At 64.4% G+C, this 22,656-nt stretch carries 19 protein-coding genes; 14 read left to right on the top strand and 5 right to left on the bottom strand.

The window, feature by feature from the left end:
* The first annotated feature begins 210 nt into the window (after window positions 1-210).
* The 8 genes from ribE to KI241_RS24105 all read left to right on the top strand — a co-directional run bounded on the left by ribE (window position 211) and on the right by KI241_RS24105 (window position 5,366).
* Window positions 211-687: a 6,7-dimethyl-8-ribityllumazine synthase gene (gene ribE, locus KI241_RS24140; RefSeq protein ID WP_003206025.1), complete on the top strand. Its 477-nt coding sequence runs from the start codon at window positions 211-213 to the stop codon at window positions 685-687.
* Window positions 684-1,184, top strand: coding sequence for a transcription antitermination factor NusB (gene nusB / locus KI241_RS24135; protein WP_042729444.1), 501 nt, complete (start codon window positions 684-686; stop codon window positions 1,182-1,184). The genes ribE and nusB overlap by 4 nt, the downstream gene beginning before the upstream one ends.
* 18 nt (window positions 1,185-1,202) lie before the next feature.
* On the top strand, window positions 1,203-2,168 hold the full coding sequence (gene thiL, locus KI241_RS24130; protein WP_212803075.1) for a thiamine-phosphate kinase: 966 nt from the start codon (window positions 1,203-1,205) through the stop codon (window positions 2,166-2,168).
* A complete protein-coding gene (locus KI241_RS24125) occupies window positions 2,165-2,668 on the top strand; it encodes a phosphatidylglycerophosphatase A (RefSeq protein ID WP_042729442.1) in 504 nt (167 codons plus the stop codon). Before thiL ends, KI241_RS24125 begins: the two co-directional genes overlap by 4 nt.
* 11 nt (window positions 2,669-2,679) lie before the next feature.
* Entirely contained in the window at window positions 2,680-3,438 is a 759-nt protein-coding gene (locus KI241_RS24120) for a transporter substrate-binding domain-containing protein (RefSeq protein ID WP_212803074.1), read from the top strand.
* A gap of 109 nt (window positions 3,439-3,547) precedes the next feature.
* Entirely contained in the window at window positions 3,548-4,165 is a 618-nt protein-coding gene (ribA, locus tag KI241_RS24115) for a GTP cyclohydrolase II (RefSeq protein WP_042729440.1), read from the top strand.
* Window positions 4,162-4,581: a hypothetical protein gene (locus tag KI241_RS24110; RefSeq protein ID WP_042729439.1), complete on the top strand. Its 420-nt coding sequence runs from the start codon at window positions 4,162-4,164 to the stop codon at window positions 4,579-4,581. Before ribA ends, KI241_RS24110 begins: the two co-directional genes overlap by 4 nt.
* Window positions 4,581-5,366: a cobalamin-binding protein gene (locus KI241_RS24105; protein WP_212803073.1), complete on the top strand. Its 786-nt coding sequence runs from the start codon at window positions 4,581-4,583 to the stop codon at window positions 5,364-5,366. Before KI241_RS24110 ends, KI241_RS24105 begins: the two co-directional genes overlap by 1 nt.
* Before the next feature lie 126 nt (window positions 5,367-5,492).
* On the opposite strand, the gene KI241_RS24100 is transcribed toward KI241_RS24105, so the two are convergent.
* The 5 genes from KI241_RS24100 to KI241_RS24080 form a co-directional block, all read right to left on the bottom strand.
* Window positions 5,493-7,373: a TonB-dependent receptor gene (locus KI241_RS24100; RefSeq protein ID WP_212803072.1), complete on the bottom strand. Its 1,881-nt coding sequence runs from the start codon at window positions 7,371-7,373 to the stop codon at window positions 5,493-5,495.
* Between the two features lie 144 nt (window positions 7,374-7,517).
* Window positions 7,518-9,416, bottom strand: a complete 1,899-nt coding sequence (gene dxs, locus KI241_RS24095) for a 1-deoxy-D-xylulose-5-phosphate synthase (protein WP_042731668.1) — start codon at window positions 9,414-9,416, stop codon at window positions 7,518-7,520.
* Window positions 9,417-9,529: 113 nt separating this feature from the next.
* Complete coding sequence (ispA, locus tag KI241_RS24090) at window positions 9,530-10,417, bottom strand: (2E,6E)-farnesyl diphosphate synthase (RefSeq protein ID WP_042731667.1); 888 nt, start codon at window positions 10,415-10,417, stop codon at window positions 9,530-9,532.
* The gene (locus KI241_RS24085) at window positions 10,414-10,656 is read right to left on the bottom strand and encodes an exodeoxyribonuclease VII small subunit (protein WP_003185917.1); all 243 of its coding nucleotides are present in this window, start codon (window positions 10,654-10,656) and stop codon (window positions 10,414-10,416) included. Before KI241_RS24085 ends, ispA begins: the two co-directional genes overlap by 4 nt.
* A gap of 123 nt (window positions 10,657-10,779) precedes the next feature.
* The gene (locus tag KI241_RS24080; protein WP_212803071.1) at window positions 10,780-11,913 is read right to left on the bottom strand and encodes a Fic family protein; all 1,134 of its coding nucleotides are present in this window, start codon (window positions 11,911-11,913) and stop codon (window positions 10,780-10,782) included.
* A gap of 270 nt (window positions 11,914-12,183) precedes the next feature.
* Between KI241_RS24080 and KI241_RS24075 the strand changes: the two genes are divergently transcribed.
* The 6 genes from KI241_RS24075 to KI241_RS24050 are packed head-to-tail and all read left to right on the top strand — an operon-like array spanning window position 12,184 to window position 22,397.
* A complete protein-coding gene (locus KI241_RS24075) occupies window positions 12,184-12,972 on the top strand; it encodes a DUF2135 domain-containing protein (protein WP_042731665.1) in 789 nt (262 codons plus the stop codon).
* Window positions 12,973-13,005: 33 nt separating this feature from the next.
* Window positions 13,006-14,715, top strand: coding sequence for a DUF2138 domain-containing protein (locus KI241_RS24070; protein ID WP_212803070.1), 1,710 nt, complete (start codon window positions 13,006-13,008; stop codon window positions 14,713-14,715).
* Window positions 14,716-14,723: 8 nt separating this feature from the next.
* Window positions 14,724-15,362, top strand: coding sequence for a DUF1175 family protein (locus KI241_RS24065; RefSeq protein ID WP_162489263.1), 639 nt, complete (start codon window positions 14,724-14,726; stop codon window positions 15,360-15,362).
* Window positions 15,359-19,927, top strand: coding sequence for an alpha-2-macroglobulin (locus tag KI241_RS24060; RefSeq protein WP_212803897.1), 4,569 nt, complete (start codon window positions 15,359-15,361; stop codon window positions 19,925-19,927). Before KI241_RS24065 ends, KI241_RS24060 begins: the two co-directional genes overlap by 4 nt.
* Window position 19,928: 1 nt before the next feature.
* Window positions 19,929-21,548: a DUF2300 domain-containing protein gene (locus KI241_RS24055; RefSeq protein ID WP_047736364.1), complete on the top strand. Its 1,620-nt coding sequence runs from the start codon at window positions 19,929-19,931 to the stop codon at window positions 21,546-21,548.
* Window positions 21,549-21,551: 3 nt separating this feature from the next.
* The gene (locus KI241_RS24050; RefSeq protein WP_212803069.1) at window positions 21,552-22,397 is read left to right on the top strand and encodes a DUF2135 domain-containing protein; all 846 of its coding nucleotides are present in this window, start codon (window positions 21,552-21,554) and stop codon (window positions 22,395-22,397) included.
* The last annotated feature ends 259 nt before the right edge of the window (window positions 22,398-22,656 follow it).

The raw sequence follows: 22,656 nt of genomic DNA, 5'->3' as shown, positions 1-22,656 counted from the left end.
TTGTTCAGTGAAGGGGGCCCTTGTGGGAGCGGGCTTGCCCGCGAAGGCGATGTGTCAGTCGACATCAATGTTGAAGGTTCCATCGCTTTCGCGGGCAAGCCCGCTCCCACAAAGGTTTACACTTCGCTGCGTTGAGGCTTTGTATTCGTGGCTAATATCACTGAAAGAGCGCGTAAAGAACGCGCTCTGGCTCTTTAAGAGATCTGACGAATGACCCTGAAGACCATCGAAGGTACCTTCATCGCCCCTAAAGGCCGCTATGCTCTGGTAGTCGGCCGTTTCAACAGTTTCGTGGTCGAGAGCCTGGTTGGCGGTGCGGTCGATGCCCTGGTTCGCCATGGCGTGAGCGAAAGCGACATCACCATCATCCGTGCGCCTGGCGCCTTCGAAATTCCGCTGGTTGCGCAAAAAGTCGCGCAAAAGGGCGAATACGCGGCGATCATCGCCCTGGGCGCGGTCATTCGTGGCGGTACCCCGCACTTCGAATACGTGGCCGGCGAATGCACCAAGGGCCTGGCCCAGGTGTCCATGGAGTTCGGCGTGCCCGTCGCCTTCGGTGTGCTGACCGTTGATTCCATCGAGCAAGCCATCGAGCGTTCCGGCACCAAGGCCGGTAACAAAGGTGCCGAAGCGGCCCTGTCCGCTCTGGAAATGGTCAGCCTGCTGGCGCAGTTGGAGGCCAAGTGATTAGCGACGAAAGCGATCGTTTCAACCCGCGCGATCCCAAGCCCGCCGATGCCGGCAAGCCGTCGAAAAGCGCCAAGCGTCGCGAAGCCCGTCAGCTCGCGACTCAGGCGCTGTATCAATGGCACATGGCCAAGCAATCGCTGAACGAGATCGAAGCGCAGTTCCGGGTCGATAACGATTTCAGTGATGTCGACGGCGCCTACTTCCGCGAAATCCTTCACGGGGTTCCGCAGTTCAAGACCGAAATCGACACCGCGCTTGCGCCGTGCCTGGACCTGACCATCGAAGAGCTGGACCCGGTTGAACTGGCGGTCTTGCGCCTGTCCACCTGGGAACTGCTCAAGCGCGTCGACGTTCCGTACCGCGTGGTGATCAACGAGGGTATCGAGCTGGCGAAGGTCTTCGGTTCCACCGACGGCCACAAGTTCGTCAACGGTGTCCTCGACAAGCTGGCCCCTCGCCTGCGTGAAGCTGAAGTGAAGGCGTTCAAGCGCTGAACGGCGCTTGCGGCGGCTATGGGCGAATTTGAGCTGATCCGTAATTACTTCGCCGCCGCGCCTTGTGCGCAGGGCGGCGAGGGCGTTGCGCTGGGGATCGGCGACGACTGCGCCTTGCTGGCTGTGCCTGCTGGGGAGCAACTGGCGGTGTCCACCGACACCCTCGTGGCCGGTGTGCACTTCCCTGATCCCTGCGATCCGTTCCTGCTCGGCCAGCGCTCGCTGGCCGTTGCGGTCAGCGACCTGGCCGCCATGGGCGCCACTCCGGTTGCCTTTACCCTTGCCCTGACCCTGCCGACGGTAACCGCCGATTGGCTGCTGGCCTATGCCCGCGGCTTGAACCAGATGGCCCAGGCCTGTGGCGTAACGCTGGTGGGCGGTGACACCACGCGAGGGCCGTTGAGCCTGACCCTGACGGTGTTTGGCCGAGTGCCTGCCGGCCAAGCCCTGACCCGTGGCGGCGCGCAACCTGGCGATCTGCTCTGCGTCGGCGGCGAGTTGGGCAACGCCGCTGGCGCCTTGCCGCTGGTGCTTGGCCAGCGCATCGCCGAAACCGCTGTCGCCGCCCCCCTGCTGGCACACTACTGGTCGCCCCGGCCGCAGATCGACTTGGGCCTGGCGCTGCGGGGCAAGGCCCGCGCGGCAATGGATATTTCCGATGGCCTGCTGGCCGATTGCGGGCATATTGCCCAGGCATCCGCCGTGGCCATTGAGGTTGAACGGGACCGCCTGCCGTTGTCCAAGGCTTTAGTGGCGTTCCTTGGCGTGCCGGGCGCGACGGATGCGGCCCTGAGTGGCGGCGACGATTACGTGTTGCTGTTTACCTTGCCGCCAGCCGGGTTGCCGGCGCTGCAAGCCGAAGGCTGGCCGATCCATGTGATCGGTCGCGTAGCGGCAGGCGAGGGCGTGACGCTGGTCGACCGCCATGGACAGGACATCACCCCGCACATCCGGGGCTACCAACATTTTCGGGAGACACCGTGACAGATCATCCCAACCAGGTCCCGGCGGAGTTCGTTCCGCCCTCGGTCTGGCGCAATCCCTGGCATTTCATGGCCTTCGGCTTCGGTTCGGGAACCTTGCCTAAAGCGCCGGGCACCTGGGGCTCGCTGGTTGCGCTACCCTTCATACCGTTGTGGCAGATGTTGCCGGACTGGGGCTACTGGCTGATGCTGGGCCTCACCATGCTGTTTGGCTTCTGGCTCTGTGGCAAAGTGGCGGATGACCTGCGGGTGCACGATCATGAAGGCATCGTCTGGGACGAAATGGTCGGCATGTGGATCACCCTCTGGCTGGTGCCGGAAGGCTGGTACTGGCTGGTAATGGGTTTCCTGGTGTTTCGCTTCTTCGATATCCTCAAGCCATGGCCGATCCGCTGGATCGACCGGCATGTTCACGGAGGCGTCGGTATCATGCTCGACGATGTCCTGGCCGGGGTCTTTGCCTGGCTGGCAATGCAAGGATTGGTGTGGTGTTTCACCTGAGGGAGCCAGGAATGGGCGTCAGCCGCGCACTACTGCTGTTGCTGTGTCTGGGGGCCTGCCTCGGCGTGCGGGCGGCCGACCCGGCGCCGCTGCCGGGCAAGATCCGCGCGGCCAGCGAGGAGTGGTCCAATTACACCCAGGCCGATGGCCAGGGCATGGCCTGGGACATCCTGCGCGAGGTGTTCGAGCCTGAAGGCGTCAAGCTGGAGATCCGCAGCGTGCCGTACACCCGCTCCATCGGGTTGGTGCAGCGCGGCGAAGTCGACGCACAGGTGGGCGCCTACCGCGATGAAACCGAAGGCCTGCTCTACCCTCACTGGCACTACGACGTCGATCACATCTATGCCCTGGGGCTGGCTTCCAAGCCGTCCCCGACGCTGACCACCGTCGGTAACTACCGGCTGGTGTGGATGCGTGGCTACGAATACAACAGCTACCTGCCCAACATCCGGCGTTACAACGAAATTCACCGGGCGGTGGGGATCTTGCCGATGCTTGCCCATGATCGTGCCGATTTCTATATCGATGCGCTGATGGAGATCCAGCAGGTGCTCGCCAAGGCCGACAATCCCCAGCAGTACAAGCTCTCGCCGTTGATCAACCTGCCGCTCTACCTGGGGTTTGCCAACAACGAGAACGGCCGGGCCTTGCGCGCGCTGTTCGACCGGCGCATGGAGGTATTGGTCAAGAGCGGCAAGTTGAAACCGATCTTCGAGCGTTGGAAACAACCCTATCCGTTCGACGAGAATGGCAATCCACCGAAGCCGTAATCAAACTTTTCGATGGTTATGGCCGACAATTCAGCCTAAGCGTCTGTCTTGACGTGCTGTTACAATGCCCGCCTCTGCGAAACTCCAGTACTAGATCAGGAGCACACCGGTGCCTGTCGTTTTTGTTGCCGCCTCCAAGCTGCCAACGCCCTTTGCGCAATTCACCATGCATGGTTTTCTCGATGAAGCCACCGGCCGCGAGCACGTCGTGCTGAGCCTGGGTGATTTCGCCGACGGCGCACCGGTGCTTGGCCGTCTGCATTCCGAATGCCTGACGGGCGATGCCTTGTTCAGCCAGCGCTGCGATTGCGGTTCGCAACTCGAGGCGGCCTTGCAGGCAATTGCCCGCGAAGGTCGGGGCGTATTGCTGTACCTGCGCCAGGAAGGGCGGGGCATTGGCCTGCTGAACAAGATTCGCGCCTATGAGTTGCAAGATGGCGGCGCGGACACCGTCGAGGCCAACGAGCGCCTCGGCTTTGCCGCCGACATGCGCGACTACAGCATCTGCCAGCCGATGCTCGAGCACCTGGGGGTCACGTCCTTGCGGTTGATGACCAACAACCCGCGCAAGGTCAAGGCGTTGACCGACATGGGCATCGTAGTGGCCGAGCGCGTGCCGCTGCACACCGGTCATAATCCCCACAACAAGCTCTACCTGGCGACCAAGGCCAGCAAGCTCGACCACATGATGGGCAACGAGCACCAGGGCGAGGTCGACCGGGCGTGACGCGTGGTCAGGTCCGGCGGCGGCTGTCCGTCACGTGGTGGCAGTACCTGGCGCTGGCCTTGCTGCCGCTGTTCGTGATCAACGCGGTGTTCGGCCAGGGCGAGGCGATCCTGCCGGTGCTGGCGATGCCGTTGTTCATCGCGGGCGTGGCGTCGATGTTTGTCAGCCTGCGTTTCTTCGGGCCCTACAAGAACGCCTTGATCGCCACCCAGAAAGCCCTCGACACGGCGGATGAGCCCCAAGCCTGGATTACCCTGGCCGCCCGTCGGCGTGCGGCGCTCCTGGTCGCCGCGCTGCCGGCCTGGGTCGGTGCGCTGGCGGTGTTCGTCGGCCTCGAAGCGGTGCCGTTGATGCTGCTGGCGTTGTCCACGGCCGTGTTGTTCTACCTGTACCGCATCCCGCGTCAACTCGGCTGATGCACCGCTGGCTGGCGGTTGTGCTGCTGGCCGTCAGTGCCTCGGCGGTTGCGGCCCCACGGGTGGTCAGCCTGGCGCCTTCGTTATCGGAAATCGTTGTCGAGCTCGATTGCGCCGACCTGCTGGTGGGCGTGCTGGACGGCGGTGAGCGTCCCGCCGTGCTGGAAAACCTGCCTTCGGTAGGGCGTTACGGGCAACTGGACATGGAGCGCTTGCTCAGCCTCAAGCCCGACCTGCTCCTGCTCTGGCCGGGCAGCGTCGGACCGGCCCAGCGCGAGCAGCTCAAGGGCCTGGGCATCGCCATCCATGTGGTCGACCCCCACGACCTCGACCAGTTGATCACGCAAATCGAAGCCATCGCCGCGCAGCTTGGCCGGCCGGAACGGGGCATGCAACGCGCGGCGCAGTTGCGCGAGCGCCTGGAGGGCCTGCGCCAACGCTACCGGCGCGAGCCACCGCTGCCGGTGTTCTATCAGGTGTGGGACCGGCCGCTCTATACCGTGGGCGGTGGCCAGATCATCAGCGATGCCCTGGCGGTGTGCGGCGCGCGCAATGTGTTCGCCGACCTGAGCCTGCCGGCGCCGCAAGTGAGCGTGGAGTCGGTGTTGCAGCGCAAGCCGCAGGCGATCCTGGCCACGGAACAGGCCCAGCTCGAAGCCTGGAAAGCCTGGCCGGTGGCGCAAGGGCGATTGCTGCGGGTGACCGACAAGGGGCTGGAGCGGCCCAGTGGGCAGATGATCGAGGCGACGGCCCGGCTGTGTGAATTGATTGCGCCGGACAAATAGACCGCGGCGCTTGCAATCGCGAGCCAGCTCGCTCCACAGCTGACCGCGTCTTGAGCGACAACATCGATCAACTGTGGGAGCGGGCTTGCCCGCGAAGAGGCCAGTCCAGGCACCACAAGCTCTGGATCAGAGTGACGGTGTCCAGGTCACCCCAAACAACCACGTCCGACCTTCCTCCCGATACCCATACTGGGCCCCATCATGGCTATACAGCGCCCGGCTGTAACCCTTGTCCAGCAGGTTATCCACCTTCATCTCCAGTTTCACTTCCCGGCTCAGCGCCCAACCGCTGCGCAAGCCCAGGAGGGCATAACCACCCAGCGCATGGCGGTTGTTCTCATCGTCGTAGCTGCTGCTCACCGCTTGCCAGGTCGCACCGAGGCTCAGTCGGTCGAATGAGCGGTCCAGATCCAGGCTCAGGGTCCGGCGGGCGCGGCGGGCCAGGGTGTGGCCGCTGTCCCTGTCCCGTGGATCGATCACGGCCACGGCCAGGTTGCCCTGCCAGCCGAACAGATCCTGCATCAAAACCATTTCGACGCCGTTGATCCGCGCCGAGGCGACGTTCTGCGGGCGTGACTGGCTGCCGAAAATGATCGCGTCCTTGAGGTCAGTGCGATACAGCGAGGTCTCCAGGCGGGTGTCCTCGCCCAATTGGCTGCGCCATTGCAGTTCGTAGCTCTTGGCGGTCTCGGGGGTGAGGTTCGGGTTGCTGTAGTCCGGGTAGTACAGGTCGTTGAAGGTCGGCGCGCGAAAACTTTCGCTGTAGGTCAGCAACAGGTCGTTGCCCGGCGAAACCGGCAGGGTGAGGGTGCCGCTCCAACTGTTCTGGCCGCCGAATTGCTGATTCTGGTCGCGTCGCAAGCCCAATTCGGTGGAAAACGCCTCGGCCTGATAGCGGTGCTGGATAAACGCAGCGCGGTTCCAGCGACTGTCCTCGTCGAACGATGTACTGCTGTTGACCCGATCCTCGTACCAATCGCCGCCCACGATCAGGCTGTTGTGCTCATCCAGCGTCACGTCGTTCTGCCAGGTCACGGAGTCGCGGTAGGTGTTGAACACCTCGCGGACATCGCTGAGCTTGTCGAAGGTCTTCTCGCGATTTTCGCTGTGGCCCACTTCGAGGCGGGATTTCCAGGTGTCGTTGATGCGTCCATCCACGTAGCTGCTGAAGCTGCTCACGGCAAACTCGCTGTACGGCTGCTGGGGCAGTGATTCGAACGTCGCCGGGTCAAAGCGGCCGAACGGGTTGTCGTATTCGCTCTTGCCGCAGTTATCCAGCAGATTCAGCCCGACCTCCAGGTCGTCTGCCAGCGCATGGCTCAGGCTCAGGCTCAGTGACTGGTTGCGGTTGGCGTCGTCGTCGCGGTCGCTGGCGTAGGAGGTGTGGGTCCGATTGGTGCCAGCGGATTCGTCCAGGCTGGCGCCGAGGTTGAAGCGCGTCTGTTCATCGCCGCCGGACAGCCCCAGGCTACGCTCCCAGGTCTGGTGACTGCCGACGCCCAGGTGCAGGCGCGGTTGCAGGCCCTGTTCATGGCCTCGACGGGTAAAGATCTGGATGACTCCGCCCACTGCATCGGCGCCATAGAGGACCGAGCGCGAGCCTCGCAGTACTTCCACCCGCTCGATCTGGTTGATGTTCAGCCGTTGCAGGTTGCTGTCGCCGGAGGTGGCGTTGCCGATGCGCTGGCCGTCCACCAATACCAGGCTCTGGGCCGACTTGGTGCCGCGGATGTAGATCCCCGGCAGGCTGCCGCGACCACCCAGCGGCGCGACCTGTACCCCCGGCACGCGACTGAGCAGGTCGCTGACGCTGGCCGGCTGCAAGCGCTCGATGTCGTCGCGGGTGAAGACTGTGTTGGCGGCACTGCTGTCATTGCGCGCCTCGACCTGGCGGTTGGCGCTGATCACGATGTCGGGCAGCTTCAGTGCCTGCTCGCGCTCGAACGTGTCGGCCAGCAGGTCGGGGGTTGGCAGTAGGGACAGGGTGAGGGCCAGGCGCAGTTTCATGGGTGTTCCGATCATGTGTGCTTCACGCAACCAATGTGGGAGCGGGCTTGCTCGCGAAGGCGGTGTGTCAGTCGAATTCGATATTGACTGATACACCGCCTTCGCGAGCAAGCCCGCTCCCACAGGGTTCGGTGGTGGTCTGAGTTACAACCCCAGCAACTGCAATCGCTGGCGCACCGAGGCTTCGATGCCGGCCTCGTCCAGGCCACACTCGGCCAGCATCTGGGCAGGCTTGGCGTGTTCGACGTAGATGTCCGGCAGGCCCAGGTGCAACACCGGCTTGAGCAGGTTTTCCCGGGCCAGGAACTCGCTGACCGCTGCCCCGGCGCCGCCCATGATGGCGTTTTCCTCGACGGTCACCAGCAGTTCATGGCCCGCAGCGATCTCGCGGACCAGTGCTTCGTCCAGGGGTTTGACGAAGCGCATGTCCACCACCGTGGCGTCCAGGGTCTGCGCGACCTTGAGGGCTTCGGCCAGTTGCACGCCGAACACCAGCAGCGCGGTTTGCCGGCCCTGGCGACGGATCACGCCCTTGCCGATCTCGATGGGGTCGAGGTTGGCTTCGATGGGCGCATTCGGGCCGGTGCCACGGGGGTAGCGCACCGCCGCCGGGCCATTGAACAGGTGGCCGGTGGTGAGCATTTTGCGCAGCTCGTTTTCATCACTCGGGGTCATCACCAGCATGCCGGGGATGCAGCGCAGGAATGACAGGTCGAAACTGCCGGCGTGGGTCGGACCGTCTTCGCCCACCAGGCCGGCACGGTCGATGGCGAACAACACGTCGAGGTTCTGCACCGCCACGTCATGCACCAATTGGTCATAGCCGCGTTGCAGGAAGGTCGAATAGATCGCCACCACCGGTTTCGCGCCTTCGCAGGCCATGCCGGCGGCGAGGGTCACGGCGTGCTGCTCGGCAATCGCCACGTCGAAGTAGCGCTGCGGGTAGCGTTCGCTGAACGCCACCAGGTCCGAGCCTTCCTTCATGGCCGGAGTGATGCCCACCAGGCGCGGATCGGCGGCGGCCATGTCGCACAACCACTGGCCGAACACGCCGGAATACTTCGGCCCGCCGGCTTTTTTCGGGGCGGCGGCCGGTGCGTCCAGGGGTTCGAGCTTGGTGATGGCGTGATAGCCGATCGGGTCGACTTCCGCCGGGGCGAAGCCTTTGCCCTTCTTGGTGACCACGTGCAGGAACTGCGGGCCCTTGAGGTCGCGCATGTTGCGTAGGGTGGCGATCAATGTGGGCAGGTCGTGGCCGTCGATGGGGCCGATGTAGTTCCAGCCCAGTTCTTCGAACAGCGTGCCGGGAACCAGCATGCCCTTGGCGTATTCCTCGGTGCGCCGGGCGATTTCCCAGGCACCGGGCAGGCGCGACAGGACCTTCTTGCTGCCTTCGCGCATGCTGGCGTAGGTGCGGCTGGAGAGGATCTTCGCCAGGTAGTTGGACAAGCCGCCGACGTTGCGCGAGATCGACATGTCGTTGTCGTTGAGGATCACCAGCATGTTGGCGTTGACTTCCGGCGCGTGGTTCAGCGCCTCGAACGCCATGCCGGCGGTCAGTGCGCCGTCGCCGATCACGGCAATGGCCTTGCGGTCGCTGTTCTGCAGGCGGGCGGCAATCGCCATGCCCAGGGCGGCGCTGATGGACGTGCTGGAGTGGCCGACGCCAAAGGTGTCGTATTCGCTCTCGGAGCGGCGCGGGAATGCCGCCACGCCGTCCTTCTGGCGCAACGTGCCCATGCGCTCGCGACGGCCGGTAAGGATCTTGTGCGGGTAGGCCTGGTGCCCCACGTCCCACACCAGCCGGTCGTCCGGGGTGTCGAACACGTAGTGCAAGGCGATCGTCAGCTCGATGACGCCCAGGCCGGCCCCGAAGTGCCCACCGGTCTGGCCGACCGTGTAGAGCAGTTCCAGGCGCAACTCATCGGCCAGGGTTTCCAGCTCGGCTTCACCCAACCGGCGCAGGCCGTCCGGCGTGTTGGCACGGTCCAGCAGGGGCGTGGTCGGGCGCTTGCGGGGAATCTCTTGAAACGTCGTGGGCATCAGGCGAATCGTTATAGGTATAGAAAGAGGCGGCAGTTTACCTTATGCATCGCAAGCTGCCCACGCGTTGGCCGGAACTTGGCCGATACGCAGTCTGAAGGGTTGACCCCGTATCAGCTGCGTCGTTCGACGATATAGCGGGCCAGCTCACGCAACGGCTCGGCCGCCGCGTCAAAGGGTCGCAGCGCGGCCAGGGCCTGGTCGCGCAGCTCCAGGGCGTAGGCCTTGGCGGCATCGAGGCCGAGCAGGGCCGGGTAAGTCGGCTTGTCGCGGGCGATGTCGGCACCCTGGCGTTTGCCGAGGGTCTGGGTATCGCTTTCGACGTCGAGGATGTCGTCCTGCACCTGGAACGCCAGGCCGATGGCTCGGGCGTAGGCTTGCAAGGCGTGCAACTGCTCCGGCGTGGCCCGACCGCTGGCGAGGGCGCCCAGCTTGACGCTGGCCTCGATCAGCGCACCGGTCTTGTGCCGATGCATGTATTCCAGCGCGTCCTGGTCCAGTTTCAGGCCCACCGAACCGAGGTCGATGGCCTGGCCGCCGACCATGCCGGCAGGGCCCGCCGCCAGCGCCAGGGCACTGACCATGTCCAGGCGGATCTGCGCCGGGCAATCGCTCAGGGCGGGGTCGAGCAGGGCGCTGAAGGCCAGGCTCTGCAACCCGTCGCCGGCGAGAATCGCGCAGGCTTCGTCGAATTGCTTGTGCGTGGTGGGCTGGCCGCGACGCAGGTCGTCGTCGTCCATGGCCGGCAGATCATCGTGGACCAGCGAGTAGGCGTGGATCAGCTCCACCGCGCACGCCGCGCCGTTGGCCTGCCGAGCCTCGCCGCCCAGCGCTTCGCAGGCGGCATAGGCCAGCAGCGGGCGGACACGCTTGCCGCCGTTCATCACGCTGTAGCGCATGGCTTCGTACAACCGCGCCAGCTCCGGGCTCGGAGCGCTGAACAAGGTGTCCAATGCAGCATTGACCCGGGCCTGGCTGCTGGCCTGATAGGCGGCGATCATTCAGGCTGTTCCGCGTCGAAAGGCTCTTCGGTCAACTCGCCGTCGCGTTCGAGCAGCAATTGCACTTTCTGTTCGGCCTGGGCCAGCGCCGCCTGGCAGTCGCGAGTCAAGCCGATACCCTGCTCGAAGGCGGTCAGCGAGTCTTCCAGCGACAATTCGCCGTTCTCCAGCCGCTCGACCAGCGTTTGCAGGTCGGCCAGAGATTGTTCGAAATCCAGTGCTGCTTTTTTACGGGCCATGGCGGCGCTTCCGGTTGACTGTTAAACCGGCGCGACACTAGCAGACATGGGGGGTTGGGGCAAATCAGGGGGTGCGTGCTTCGCGCTCCGGCGGGGATGGATTCCCTTGCCGCGAAGGCGATCTCACGGCTCTGGGTAATTGATGTTGTATCGAGTGCTGCGCCCACCTCCTGGCAGGCGCTGCAGGCAACCTTTCTCCAGCAACTCCGCCAGGTGTCGGGTTGCCGTCGCCTTCGATACCTTGGCCACGGCCTGGTACTGAGCGGCGCTGATTCCCTGCTCGAAACCCCTTTCACCCCCATCGAGTAATCGGTTCAGTACCTTGGTCTGTTCTGGGGTGATTGCTGACGAGCGATGAGCTTGCCAGAACCGTGCCTTGCCCAGCACTCGCTCGATCTGCGACATGGCTTTTTGCAGGCTGCGCAACAGGGTCTGCAGGAACCAGATGAGCCAATCGGTAATGTCCAACGTGGCTTTCTGGCAGTGTTCAAGGACACGGTAATAGCCCGCGCGGTTGTCCAGGATGCTCACGGACATGGCGTGGAAACGAATCGCCTGGGGTTCGCCTTGGGCCAGTGCAAGGTCAGTAAGGGCACGGGTAAGGCGACCATTGCCATCATCGAACGGGTGCAGGGTGACAAACCAGAAGTGGGCGATTCCGGCACGCAGCAGAGGGTCGAGCCCAGCCTGGTGACGACTGGCCTCGAACCAGTTGATGAACGTTTGCAGTTGCTGTTCCAGGCCTTGTTGAGGCGGCGCTTCGAAATGAACGGTGGGGCGGTCCAGCCTGCCCGAAACCACTTGCATCGGTTCCTCGCCGCGCAACGCGCCGACGCGGATCTGCCGGTGAGTAAAAGCGGCCTGCTCAGGAAACAAGCACTCATGCCACTCCAGTAATCGCTCGACCGTCAGGGGGTGATTGAAATGTCGGGTTGCGTCCAGCAGCAGTTGTGCCAGACCTTCGCTGCGCGGGCTGACCGGATTGTCGTCAGCCCATTCGAGCCCCAGGCGCCGGGCCAGGGACGAGCGTACCGACCCTACGTTCAGTTGTTCGCCTTCGATGGCCGACGAGGTCACGATGTTTTGCAGCAGCGCATCCAGCTCGTTCTGCGCGTTGAGCGAGGTCGTGACGGCACCGGTCATGCCCAGCAGTTGGCCTTGGGCTTGCACGCATTCACGTAGCAAGGGCGCCAATGCTTCGGGCTGCCAGCGAAAGTCGGGCCAATCGGGCTGTTGCCAAATCCAGTGAGGTGTCATGAGTCTGTCCAGGCAGTGATGAGCCGAATAGTAACGCTATTCGGCTCATTTTGTGAGCCGAATAGGACGGCTAATCGGCTCACGCATTGCTCAGTCCGTGATTTCCCACACAGAATCGCGCGTTCCCCGATTGTGAATCATTGGCCGAGTCGCTAACCTTCGCGCCATCTACAGCCCCCGTATGGCGGGCTTTCGGACGAAACCTGATAAATGATAAAAAATGCGCCGGGGAAGGGCGCCAGGTTGCGTTGTGCATGGCAGGAGGCATACATGCGTTTTCCTACACTGTTGATCGCGTTAGTGGTCGCACCCTTGGCGTGGGCGCAGCCTTCGGCGCAGATGTCCGAGCCGGTGGGCGGCTGGCGCTACAGTGGCCTGCTCGATCGCACGGAAAATCCCCAGGTTGCCTACCCCACGCCCCCCATCGACCGGGGCGTGCAGCGCAATCGCACGATGATCGAAGGCCAGATCAAGGCCATGGGCACGATGCGCCAACCCCACAGCCTGGCGGTCAACGGCAATCCACTGAACCTCTATACCGACGACGAAGGGCGTTTCGCCCGGCCGTATGCGTTTGGCGCCGGTTCCAACAGCGTCGAAGTGCGCAGTTCCGAGGGCCGGTCGCTCAAGCGGGTGCAGTTCTATGAAGCCAACAACCTGCGCACCCCGGCACAGATCCGGGTGGTGCTGGGTTGGGACGATCCCAAGGCCGAGCTGGATCTGCATATCGTCACACCGGACGGCCAACATGCATTCTTCGGCCAGCCTGCGCTGAGCAACGGCGGCGGCCTGGACCCGGATGGCGTCGATGGCCCCGGCCCGGAAATGTTCACCATGACCGCGCCGATGCACGGCACCTACCTGGTCTACGTGAACTATTGGGGCAACTACGGCAGCGGTGGCTACAACTTCGATGAAGGCAGCAACCAGAACGAGGTGATCACCTCGCAGATCAACCTGGTGCTCAACGAAAACACCGTCGACGAAAAACGCGAGACCTTTGTCGTGCCCCTGCGCGCCATTGGCGATCTGCTGCTGGTCAAGACTTTCAACTACTAATTCCGCTCCACGGATGAACAGGCCCTTGTGAATATGAGCGACAACACTGCTTCCCCGACCACTGCGACAGCTGTCGCTAAACCTGCGCGTCGCTGGCCGGCGTTGCTGATCGGGCTGTGCCTGGTGGCCGGTGTAGCCGCCGGGTTGGGCTGGTTCATGCACAAGCCCAAGGCGCCGCCCACGGCGCTGGCCCTGGAGAAACTCGGCCTGAGCCGCCCCGACGGCTTGCTCGAGGCCCATTCCCTGAGCCAGTTGCCCAAGGACCTGCTGGCGGTGCCGTTCCTCAAGGCCACGCTCACCGAAGACTTCGTCTTCTACTACGAAGCCCACGCCGACCGCCTCGGCCTGATCGGCAGCCTGCGCCGGATCATCTACGAGCATGACCTGAAGTTGCAGGACAGCCTGATCGAGGAACTGTTCGACCAGCCGGCCGATGTCGCGCTGTGGCGTGGGGCCGATGGTCGCCTCAAGGATTTCCTGCTGGTGATGGACCGCGGTGGCTTGGCCAAGGTGCTGGAGCCGCTGGCCAAGGTTGCCCTGGACGATACGCAACTGAGCAAACTCAGCGACCTGCGGGTCGGCGGCGACGATGTCGCGCTCTATCAACTGACCTACAACGCCAGCAAGTCCCTGGTCTTCGCCTCCCATGGCGACAAGCTGGTGGTGCTGTCCAACCCGACCAAGCTCTACGACCCGGCCAACGGCCCATCGGAGGAGCGCGGCAGTGTGTCGACCACCGCCCTGGCGGCCCTGCTCAACGGCGACAAACTCTTCCCCGAAGCCTTCGGTCTGCCGGCCAAGGCACCGGAGGTCAAGCAACGCATTTCGGTCAACGCCAGCGTACTCGCCATGGGTTACCAGCGGTTCATCCCGAATTTCGCCGGGCTGCGCTTCGACATGGACGACAAGGGCTGGCACAGCTTCCTGGCCATGGACGAACTGGAAAACCAGCCAGACTTCGACTTCAAGCCGATCTGGCAAGCCATGCCCATGGGCGCCAGCGCCTGCGTGACCTTGCCCCTGGCGGCTGCGCCCCAGAAGCCGCTGCTGGTAAAACTTGGCGCCGATGAAAAGGCCGCCCAGGCCATGATCGACCACGTGACCGGCGCGGCCGGCCTGTGCTGGTACGCCGATTCGCGTCTTTACACGCCGTTGCTGGTGGTGAGCCTGAACGAAGACGACGGCAAGCTCGACGCCGATCTGGGCCAGTTGTTCGGTTCGATGGTGGGCGCCTACGAAAACAATGTCGCTGAGCACGCCTTCCCGGTGGTCGAGAAGCAGGAAGGCGCGATGCACCAGTGGCAACGGCAGGTGAGTTCCAACTTCGGTCCTTACCTGGCCAAGGATTCGCTGCAACCGGACGCCATCACCGGCAAGGCGTTCATGCGGGTCAGCCTGGCGCGCCACGGTTCTACGCTGTTGTTTTCCCTGGACGACAAGCTGGTGGACAAGGCCCTCGGCACCCTCGACAAGCGCTTCCCGCCGATGGCTGACGTAGTGCCCAAGGACCTGCTGATGCCGATCTATTTCGGCCCGGACTCCATCGCGCAGTTGATGCAGCACGAAACCCTCGACAGCCTGCCCCAGGACATGGAGCCGGTGTTCTACAACGCCGCGCAAACCTATCTGATTCCGAAGCTGCGCACCCTCGGTGGCTACGGCAAGTACGCCCTGACGTTGCCGGCCGGCAGTGAGCCGGACGGTCACTGGCAATGGCTGCCGCTGGAATGGAAAGCGCTGTGACCGCACGGATGCGCAATCCCCGGTCATGGGTGTTGCTGCTGGCGCTGCTGCTGGCGGGGCAGGCGTTCGCGCTCGAGACGCCGGCGCTGGATGTGGAGCAGTCCAAGGTCTTTCGGGCCTGGTTCGTGCGCATCGCCCAGGAGCAACTGACCCGGGGCCCGAGCCCGCGCTGGTACCAGCAGGATTGTGCCGGGCTGGTGCGTTTTGCCGCCAACGAGGCGCTGAAGGTCCACGACGACAAATGGCTGCGCAGCAATGGCCTGTCCAACCGCTACCTGCCACCTGAGCTGCCGTTGAGCGATGCGCAGCGCCGCCTCGCCCAGCAATGGCAGCAGGGCGGCGGCAAGGTCGGCCCTTACGTCAACGCCATCAAGCTGATCCAGTTCAACAGTCGCCTGGTGGGGCGCGATGTCGCCCAGGCCCGCCCCGGCGACCTGATGTTCTTCGACCAGGGCGACGACCAGCACCTGATGATCTGGATGGGCCGCTACATCGCCTATCACACCGGCACCACCACCCCTACCGACAACGGCATGCGCTCCGCAAGCCTGCAACAACTCATGAACTGGAAGGACACCCGATGGATACCCGACGCAGCCAACCCCAACTTCATCGGCGTCTATCGACTCAACTTTCTCTCCCAATGACCGGTGCCCGCATGCTGCGCTTGTGTTCGAAACTACCCCTGTTGTTTGCCTTGTTGCTGGCACCTGTCGTCAACGCCGAAGACACGGTGGAGCCCAGCGGCTACACGCCCGTGTCCGGCGAGAGCTTCTTCCTGCTGGCCGACAGCAGTTTCGCCAGCGACGAACAGGCCATGGTTCGCCTCGAAGCGCCGGGCCGCGACTATCGCCGGTTCCGCATGGAGCCCTATGGCGGTGCCGACATCCGCGTCTATCGTATCGACAAGCCGCTGGATTTCCTCAAGCGCCAGAAAAACCTGCACCGCGTGGTCAGTGATGGTCAGTTCAAGGGCGAAGGCTTGTCGAACACCCTCGCGTACCTGTGGGACAACTGGTATCGCAAGTCTCGCCGGGTGATGCAGCGGGCGTTCTCCTACGAGTCTCGCCAGCAAGTGACCGAAGAAGTGCCGGAGCTGAAGATCGGCGACGCCCTGGTCGCGCCGACGCCGTACGACGCACCGGCCCAGTTTGCCTTGATCCCGGGACTGCCGGTGGTCAGCCAGTTCCGTTACCCGCTGTGGCAAGCCAAGCCGATCCAGCCGCCTGCCGGGGTCAACCTGGCAGGCTCGTCCAGTGAGTTCGTCAGCGTCGCCCCGGGCAACGTCTACGTGCCGCTGGGCCAATTGAAACCAGGCCTGTACCTGGTGGAAGCGCTGATCGGCAAGTACCGGGCCACCACCATGGTCTTCGTTTCCAACACCGTGGCGGTGAGCAAGATCGCCGGCGACGAACTGCTGGTCTGGGCCGCGCGCAAGCATGAAGGGCGCTCGGTGCCCAAGGTCAACGTGCTGTGGACCGACGGCCTGGGCGTGATGAGCAGCGGTGCCACCGACGAGGATGGCTTGCTGCGCCTCAAGCACGTGAGCCCGGAGCGTTCGTTCGTCATTGGCGAGGACGAGGAGGGCGGGGTCTTCGTTTCGGAAAACTTCTACTACGACAGCGAAATCTATGACACCAAGCTCTACGCCTTCACGGACCGGCCGCTGTACCGTCCGGGGGATTGGGTGTCGCTGAAGATCGTCGGTCGTGAGTTCAAGAACGCCCGTGATTCGGTGCAGCCGACGGCCGCCGACGTCAACGTCAGCGTGCTGGATGCCACCGGCACCGCCTTGCAGACCCTGGCCCTGAAGCTCGATTCCAAGGCCGGGACCCAAGGCCGCTTCCAACTGCCGGAAAACGCCGTCGCCGGTGGTTATGAGCTGCGCTTCAGCTACAAGGACCAGCTCTACAGCAGCGCCTTCCGTGTGGCCGAATACATCAAGCCGCACTTCGAGATCGCCCTGAACCTGGCCAAGCAGGACTACCGCACGGGCGAACCGGTCAAGGGCAACCTCGTGTTGCTGTACCCGGATGGCAAGCCGGTGGTCAATGCCAAGGTCAGCCTGAGCCTGCGCGCCCAGCAACTGTCGATGGTGGACAACGAGCTGCAATACCTGGGGCAATTCCCGGTAGAACTGACCAGCAGCGAAGTCACCACCGATGACAAGGGCAACGCGACCCTCGACCTGCCGGCCGCCGACAAGCCGAGCCGCTACACCCTCACCGTATTCGCCAGCGATGGCGCGGCGTATCGGGTCAAGACCACCAAGGAAATCCTGATCGACCGCGGCGCGGCGAACTTCAGCCTGGGCGCCCGCCAGCGTTTCAGTGCGGTCGGCGAGAAGGTCGCGTTCAGCTACGCCAACGTAGGTGGCAGCGAGCAAAGCAAAGCCGTGACACCGGGCAGCTACGCCTGGGTGCGCCTGGAAGACCAGAGCACCGGCGACGGCAAGCTGACGGCCAAGGACAAAGGCTTCAGCCTGACCTTCGACCGGCCCGGTACCTACAACCTGACCCTCAAGGACGAACACGGCCGGGTCATCGGCGCCACCGCCCATGCGGTGACGGGCGACGGCATCAAGGCCGTGCCGGGCACTGTCGAGATCGTCCTCGATAAAGCCGAGTACAAGACCGGCGACGAAGCCCTGGCATTGATCACGTTCCCTGAGCCGGTCAGCGATGCGCTGCTGTCCCTGGAGCGTGACAAGGTCGAGGCCACGGCGCTGCTGTCCAAGGGCGGCGACTGGCTGAAGATGGAAAAGCTCAGCGAGACCCAGTATCGCGCGCGCATCCCGGTCAAGGACGCCTTTGCGCCGAACATGACGTTCTCGGTGCTCTACACCAAGGGTGGCCAGTACAGCTTCCAGAACGCCGGTCTGAAGGTGGTCACGCCGCAGATCGACGTCGCCGTTGTCACCGACAAGGCCAGCTACCGGCCGGGCGACACGGTCACCGTGGACCTGAGCACCCAGTTCGCTGGCAAGGCGATCCCGGCGCACCTGACGGTCAGCGTGGTAGACGAAATGGTCTACGCCCTGCAGCCGGAAGTGGCGCCGACCATCGACCAGTTCTTCTACCACCCGCGGCGCAACAACGTGCGCACCAGCGCCAGCCTGTCGTTCATCAGCTACGACGTGGCATTGCCGGGCAGCCCAGGCGCACCGGGCAAGGCCAACCGCAGCGAGCGTGGCGTCAAGGTGCTGGAGCGCCCGCGTCGTGAAGACGTCGACACCGCAGCCTGGCAGCCGGAGCTGGTCACCGATGCCAGCGGCAAGGCCCGTTTCACCTTCAAGATGCCGGACTCCCTGACCCGCTGGCGCATCACTGCCCGGGCCATCGCCGACGATGGCCAGGTGGGCCAGAAGAAACAATTCATCGCTTCGGAAAAACCGCTGTACCTGAAGTGGAGCGGCCCGACCCGCTTCCGCGCGGGCGACAAGCCGCAATTGGGCCTGTTCGCCTTCAGCCAGTCGGAGAAACCGTTGAAGGCCGAGTTGTTGATCCGTTACGCCGGCGCTGAACAACGGCTGGTGGCGGAATTGAAGAAAGGCATCAACTACGTGGCGCTGCCGGCCATGGAACTGAGCAGCGGCGACCTGAGCGTCCAGCTGCAATTGAACGGCGAGACGCAGGACGCCCTGGCCGTGAACCTGAACGCCAGTGGCAGTGGTTGGCAAGTGACCCAGGGCCAGCGCGTCGATGTGGCGGGCGGCGATACCCCGCTGAACCTGCCGGCCGACGCCAGCGATATCCGCCTGCGCCTGGACGACAGTCCGCAAGCGCTGTTCCGGTCGGCCCTGGACGATCTGCTGGGCTACCCCTATGGCGGCGTCGAACAGACGGCCAGCCAATTGCTGCCGTTGAGCATCGCGTACCCGAGCCTGGCGTCGAGCCCCCAGACCCGTGACCGCTTGCGCCTGATCATGCAAAACAGTCGCCTGCGCCTGGTGCAGATGGCCGGGCCGTCGGCGAGCTTCACCTGGTGGGGCCAGGACGGTGAGCCGGATGCATTCCTGACCGCTTATGCCTATTACGCCGACTGGTACGCCAGCAAGGCCCTGGACATCAGCCTGCCGCCGGAACACTGGCAGCGCGTGCTGGAGGTCTACGCCAAGCAGGCCGGTGATACGCCGCTGTTGCAGCGGGCGCTGATCCTGTCGTTCGCCAAGCAGATGCAACTGCCGGTGAACACCTTGCTCAGCGGCCTGATGGACGACCTGGCCAAGGCCCGTGGCGCGGGTGCCGACAGCGTGATGGACGGCGGTGAAGACAGCCTGGTCATGAACGCGCCGGATTCGGCCCTGGGCCTGGCGAGCGCCCGCGTCTTGGCCGCGTCCCTGGCCAGGCAGCTGAAAATGCCGTTGCCAGAGGCGTTCAATCGCCAGGTGGACGCTGCGCAGCAGCAACTGGCGGTCAGTTCCGCACCGTTTGCCGAGGCACTGGTGCTGTCGCTGCAAGCCTTTGACCCTGCTCGCGCCAAGGCCTTGCTGGAGCGAGTACTGCCACAACAGTCGACCCTGGAGCGGGCCCTGGTTTTGAGCTGGCTGCAACGCAGCATCGAGCAGGCCGCGCCGGCGGTCACGCTGACGCCGGGTGACGGTTGGAAAGCCCGACAAAGCGCCACCGGTGAAACCTACTGGCAATGGCAAGGCGCGCAGGTTCCGACCTCGCTGGCCCTCAACGGTGCCCAGGAACGTCCGCTGCAAGCAGCCCTGAGCTTCCAGAGCCAGCAACCGCCCGTGGCATCGATGGCCGTCTCGATCACCCGTCGCCTGTCACGCCTGGTGCCGGGCGACGAAGCGTTCACCTTCAAGCTCGAACCGGTGGGCAACAAACCGTTGTCCAGCGACAGCCTGTACCTGGACGAAGTGATCATCAACAGCAAGGCGCCGACGCCGCTGCGCTACGGCATGCTCGAAGTGCCGCTGCCGCCGGGCGCCGATGTGGAGCGCACCACTTGGGGCATCCAATTGGTGGGCAAGGCCGACAGCGAACCGACGGCCCTGGAAAAGGCGCGCTTCGAGCCGGGCCAGATGGCCTACGCGGTGCCGGTGGATGCCCTCAGTGGCGAGTTGCGCTTGCGTCATCTGGTGCGCTTCTCCCAGAAGGGCCAGTTCAACCTGCCGCCGGTGCGCTTCACCCAGGTCTACGCGCCGCAGAATCAGGCGCGGGAACAGAAACCGGCGCTCGGTCAGGTCACGGTCAACTGACATGCGCAGGCGGCTGGCCTGGTGTCTGTTGTGCCTGATTCCTGCGCTGGCAACGGCGCAGGACGAGCCGCTGCGCCTGGCCTTCGACGGCCAACTGCTGCGGGTGAGCCCGGCGCAGGTGCTGGATCGCCAGCCGCTGCCCGACACCTTGCAGGCACCGTTGGGCAGCCTGTGGAAACTATTCGTCTACGCCTGGCTGGTGGACACCGATGCTCGCGAGCCGGCCTATGCCTGTCGCGGTGAATCGAAGGAAGAAGTCTATTGCTGCAATGCCGGGCAGAGCATCGGCCGCGACCAGGCCCTGGTGAAGTCTTGCGGCTTGTACTTCGAGCCGCAGCGGCTCGGGCTCTCGGCGGCCAGCTGGCGTGACTACTGGCAAACCCGCCAGGCACCGGCCTGGCTGCTGGACCTGCCGACCCTGCAACCCCAGACCCAAGTGCCGGTCGCCGAGCTGCTCAAGGCCCTGGCTTCCTTGCCGGCCCAGGATCAGGCGCGCCGGGTGCTGCTGGACGTGGTGCTCAATGCGGCGGACGGCCGGTTGGTGGGCGAGTTGGGCAGTCGCTTGCGGGTCAAGACCTGGAGCTGGCTGGGCGACCAGGGCCCTGCATCGCGCCAGGGCGGTTTCGCCGGTTGGCTGGTGGACGGCACGCCCGTCTGGGCCGGTGGGCGTGGCACCAGCCAGCAGGTCCTGAAGGTCTATGGCGGGGGTTTGGCGGCGGCGCTGCCGTCCCGCTGGCCGGCGGAAACCGGGCGCTGCGTGGAGGTGGGCTTGTTTGCCCGCTATCCATTGCAGCGGGTGCTGTCCGGCGACCGTCCGGCCACACCGGGGCAACTGCGAGGTGATTACCGGGTCGAGTTCGTCAACGGCAACCAACTGGATATCCACAGCGATGGCGAACTGTTCCTGACGCCCGGCAAGCTGGTCGCGCGACTGGATCGGGAGGAGTACGTCGCCCGGGTTCTGCAACGCGAAGCCAAGGCTGAACCCGCCGAGGCCGCCAAGGCGCTGGCCGTGGCGATCCGCACCTACCTGCTGCAGAACGCCCAGCGCCATGGCGACTGCCTGAGCATTGACGACAGCAGCCACCGCCAGCGTGTCGCGCCTCGCCCGGCCGCCCCTGAAACCCGGGCCATCGCAGCCTGGACCAGCGACCTGGTGCTGGCCGGCACCGACGTGACCTATCACTCCGACCAGGCCGGCCCGGACAAATTGTCCTGGCTGCAAGCGGTGGAGCAAGCCAACGCCGGCCAGCGCTACGACGCCATCCTGTTGCACGCCTACCCCCGCGCCAGCCTCAGCCGCTGGGACAATCCGGTGGCGTCCTGCGAGGCGCTGCCCGCGGCCCAGGACTGGCTGCTGAAACAGCGGCGGGGCTGGCGTTCGCGCCTGGAAAGCGAAGTCGGCTACAACGAGATCAGCACCTTCGCCGTCTGCCGCGTTGCCTTCGGCCGGCCTTATGTCGACCGCGAGCGCCAGCGCATCTACGTGCGCGGCGTGCTGTCGCTGCAAGATCGTCTCGACCTGACACATGAATACCTGCACCTGGCCTTTGAAGCACATCCCAACGGCCAGGACGAAGACTATATCGAAGGGCTCGCCCGTCACCTCTTGCTGGAATAGACCATGACACTCCGTTATCCACAGGTCTTGCTGTTGCTCTGCGCCCTGACCGCGTTGCCATCGACCTACGCCGCCGACCCCGTCAAGCTCGATACCCCGATCGGCGGCTGGCGCAGCGGCGCGCCGGGCGGTGACGGCGAAAACTATAGCCAGGTCGTCAACTACCCGGCCTCGTCGGTCAATACGCCCCAGGGGCAGGCCGCCACCGCGCGCATCACCGGCCAGATCGCCGCGGCGCCCAAGGGCGAGCGCGAGCCGGGCAAACTCATCGTCAACGGCGTGAGCATGCCGCTCAAGCTCGACCCTGAAGGCCGTTTCGACCGGCCGTTCTCCTTCCCCAATGGCAGCAACAGCGTCGAAGTGCGCAGCCCCGATGGCCAACATCGCCATCGCACGCAGTTTCTCCACACCAGCGGCGGCGCCAGCCCGGCCAAGCTGCGGGTGCTGTTGACCTGGGACAGCGACGGCACCGACCTGGACCTGCACCTCGTCACGCCCGACGGAGCGCACATCTGGTACGGCGACCGCGTGGCCCCCAATGGCGCGGCCCTCGACGTCGACGTCACCACCGGCTATGGCCCGGAAATCTTCTCGATGCCTGCACCGATCAAGGGCCAGTACCTGGTGTACGTGAACTACTACGGCGGCGGTTACCGTGATATCGCCGACGAGAACGAAGGTGAAGAGGGCGGGGAAAGCGGCGGCACCGAAGCGGTGCAAGCCCTGACCACCGCGCAGGTGACGGTGATCGCCGAGGAAGGCACGCCGAGCGAAAAAATCGAGACCTTCGTGGTGCCGATGAGGGCGGTGGGCGAGCTGACGTTGGTCAAGAGTTTCAGTTATCCGTAGGGCCTCCTTGTGGGAGCGGGCTTGCTCGCGAAAGCGGTGCAACAGCTGCCAAGGCGTTGGTTGGCCTGACGCCTTCGCGAGCAAGCTCGCTCCCACAGGGTGTTTCAATGGCTGTGCGCAGGTGTGAAAAATCTCACGCGTGAGCTATTGAGGGTTGTGAACGTTACCTGTAGTGTTTCTCACGCGTGAGTTTTTCACAGTGGGGTCAGCACCATGCCAAACAGCTCTCCAGCAGATTCGGCGAGCCTCGACGCAGAGC

Source organism: Pseudomonas sp. Cab53, from assembly GCF_018325965.1.
In the GTDB taxonomy this organism is placed as follows: Bacteria; Pseudomonadota; Gammaproteobacteria; order Pseudomonadales; family Pseudomonadaceae; genus Aquipseudomonas; species Aquipseudomonas chlororaphis_E.
Note: the sequence above shows the minus strand (reverse complement) of the source record. Positions and strands in the feature narration are given on the sequence as shown.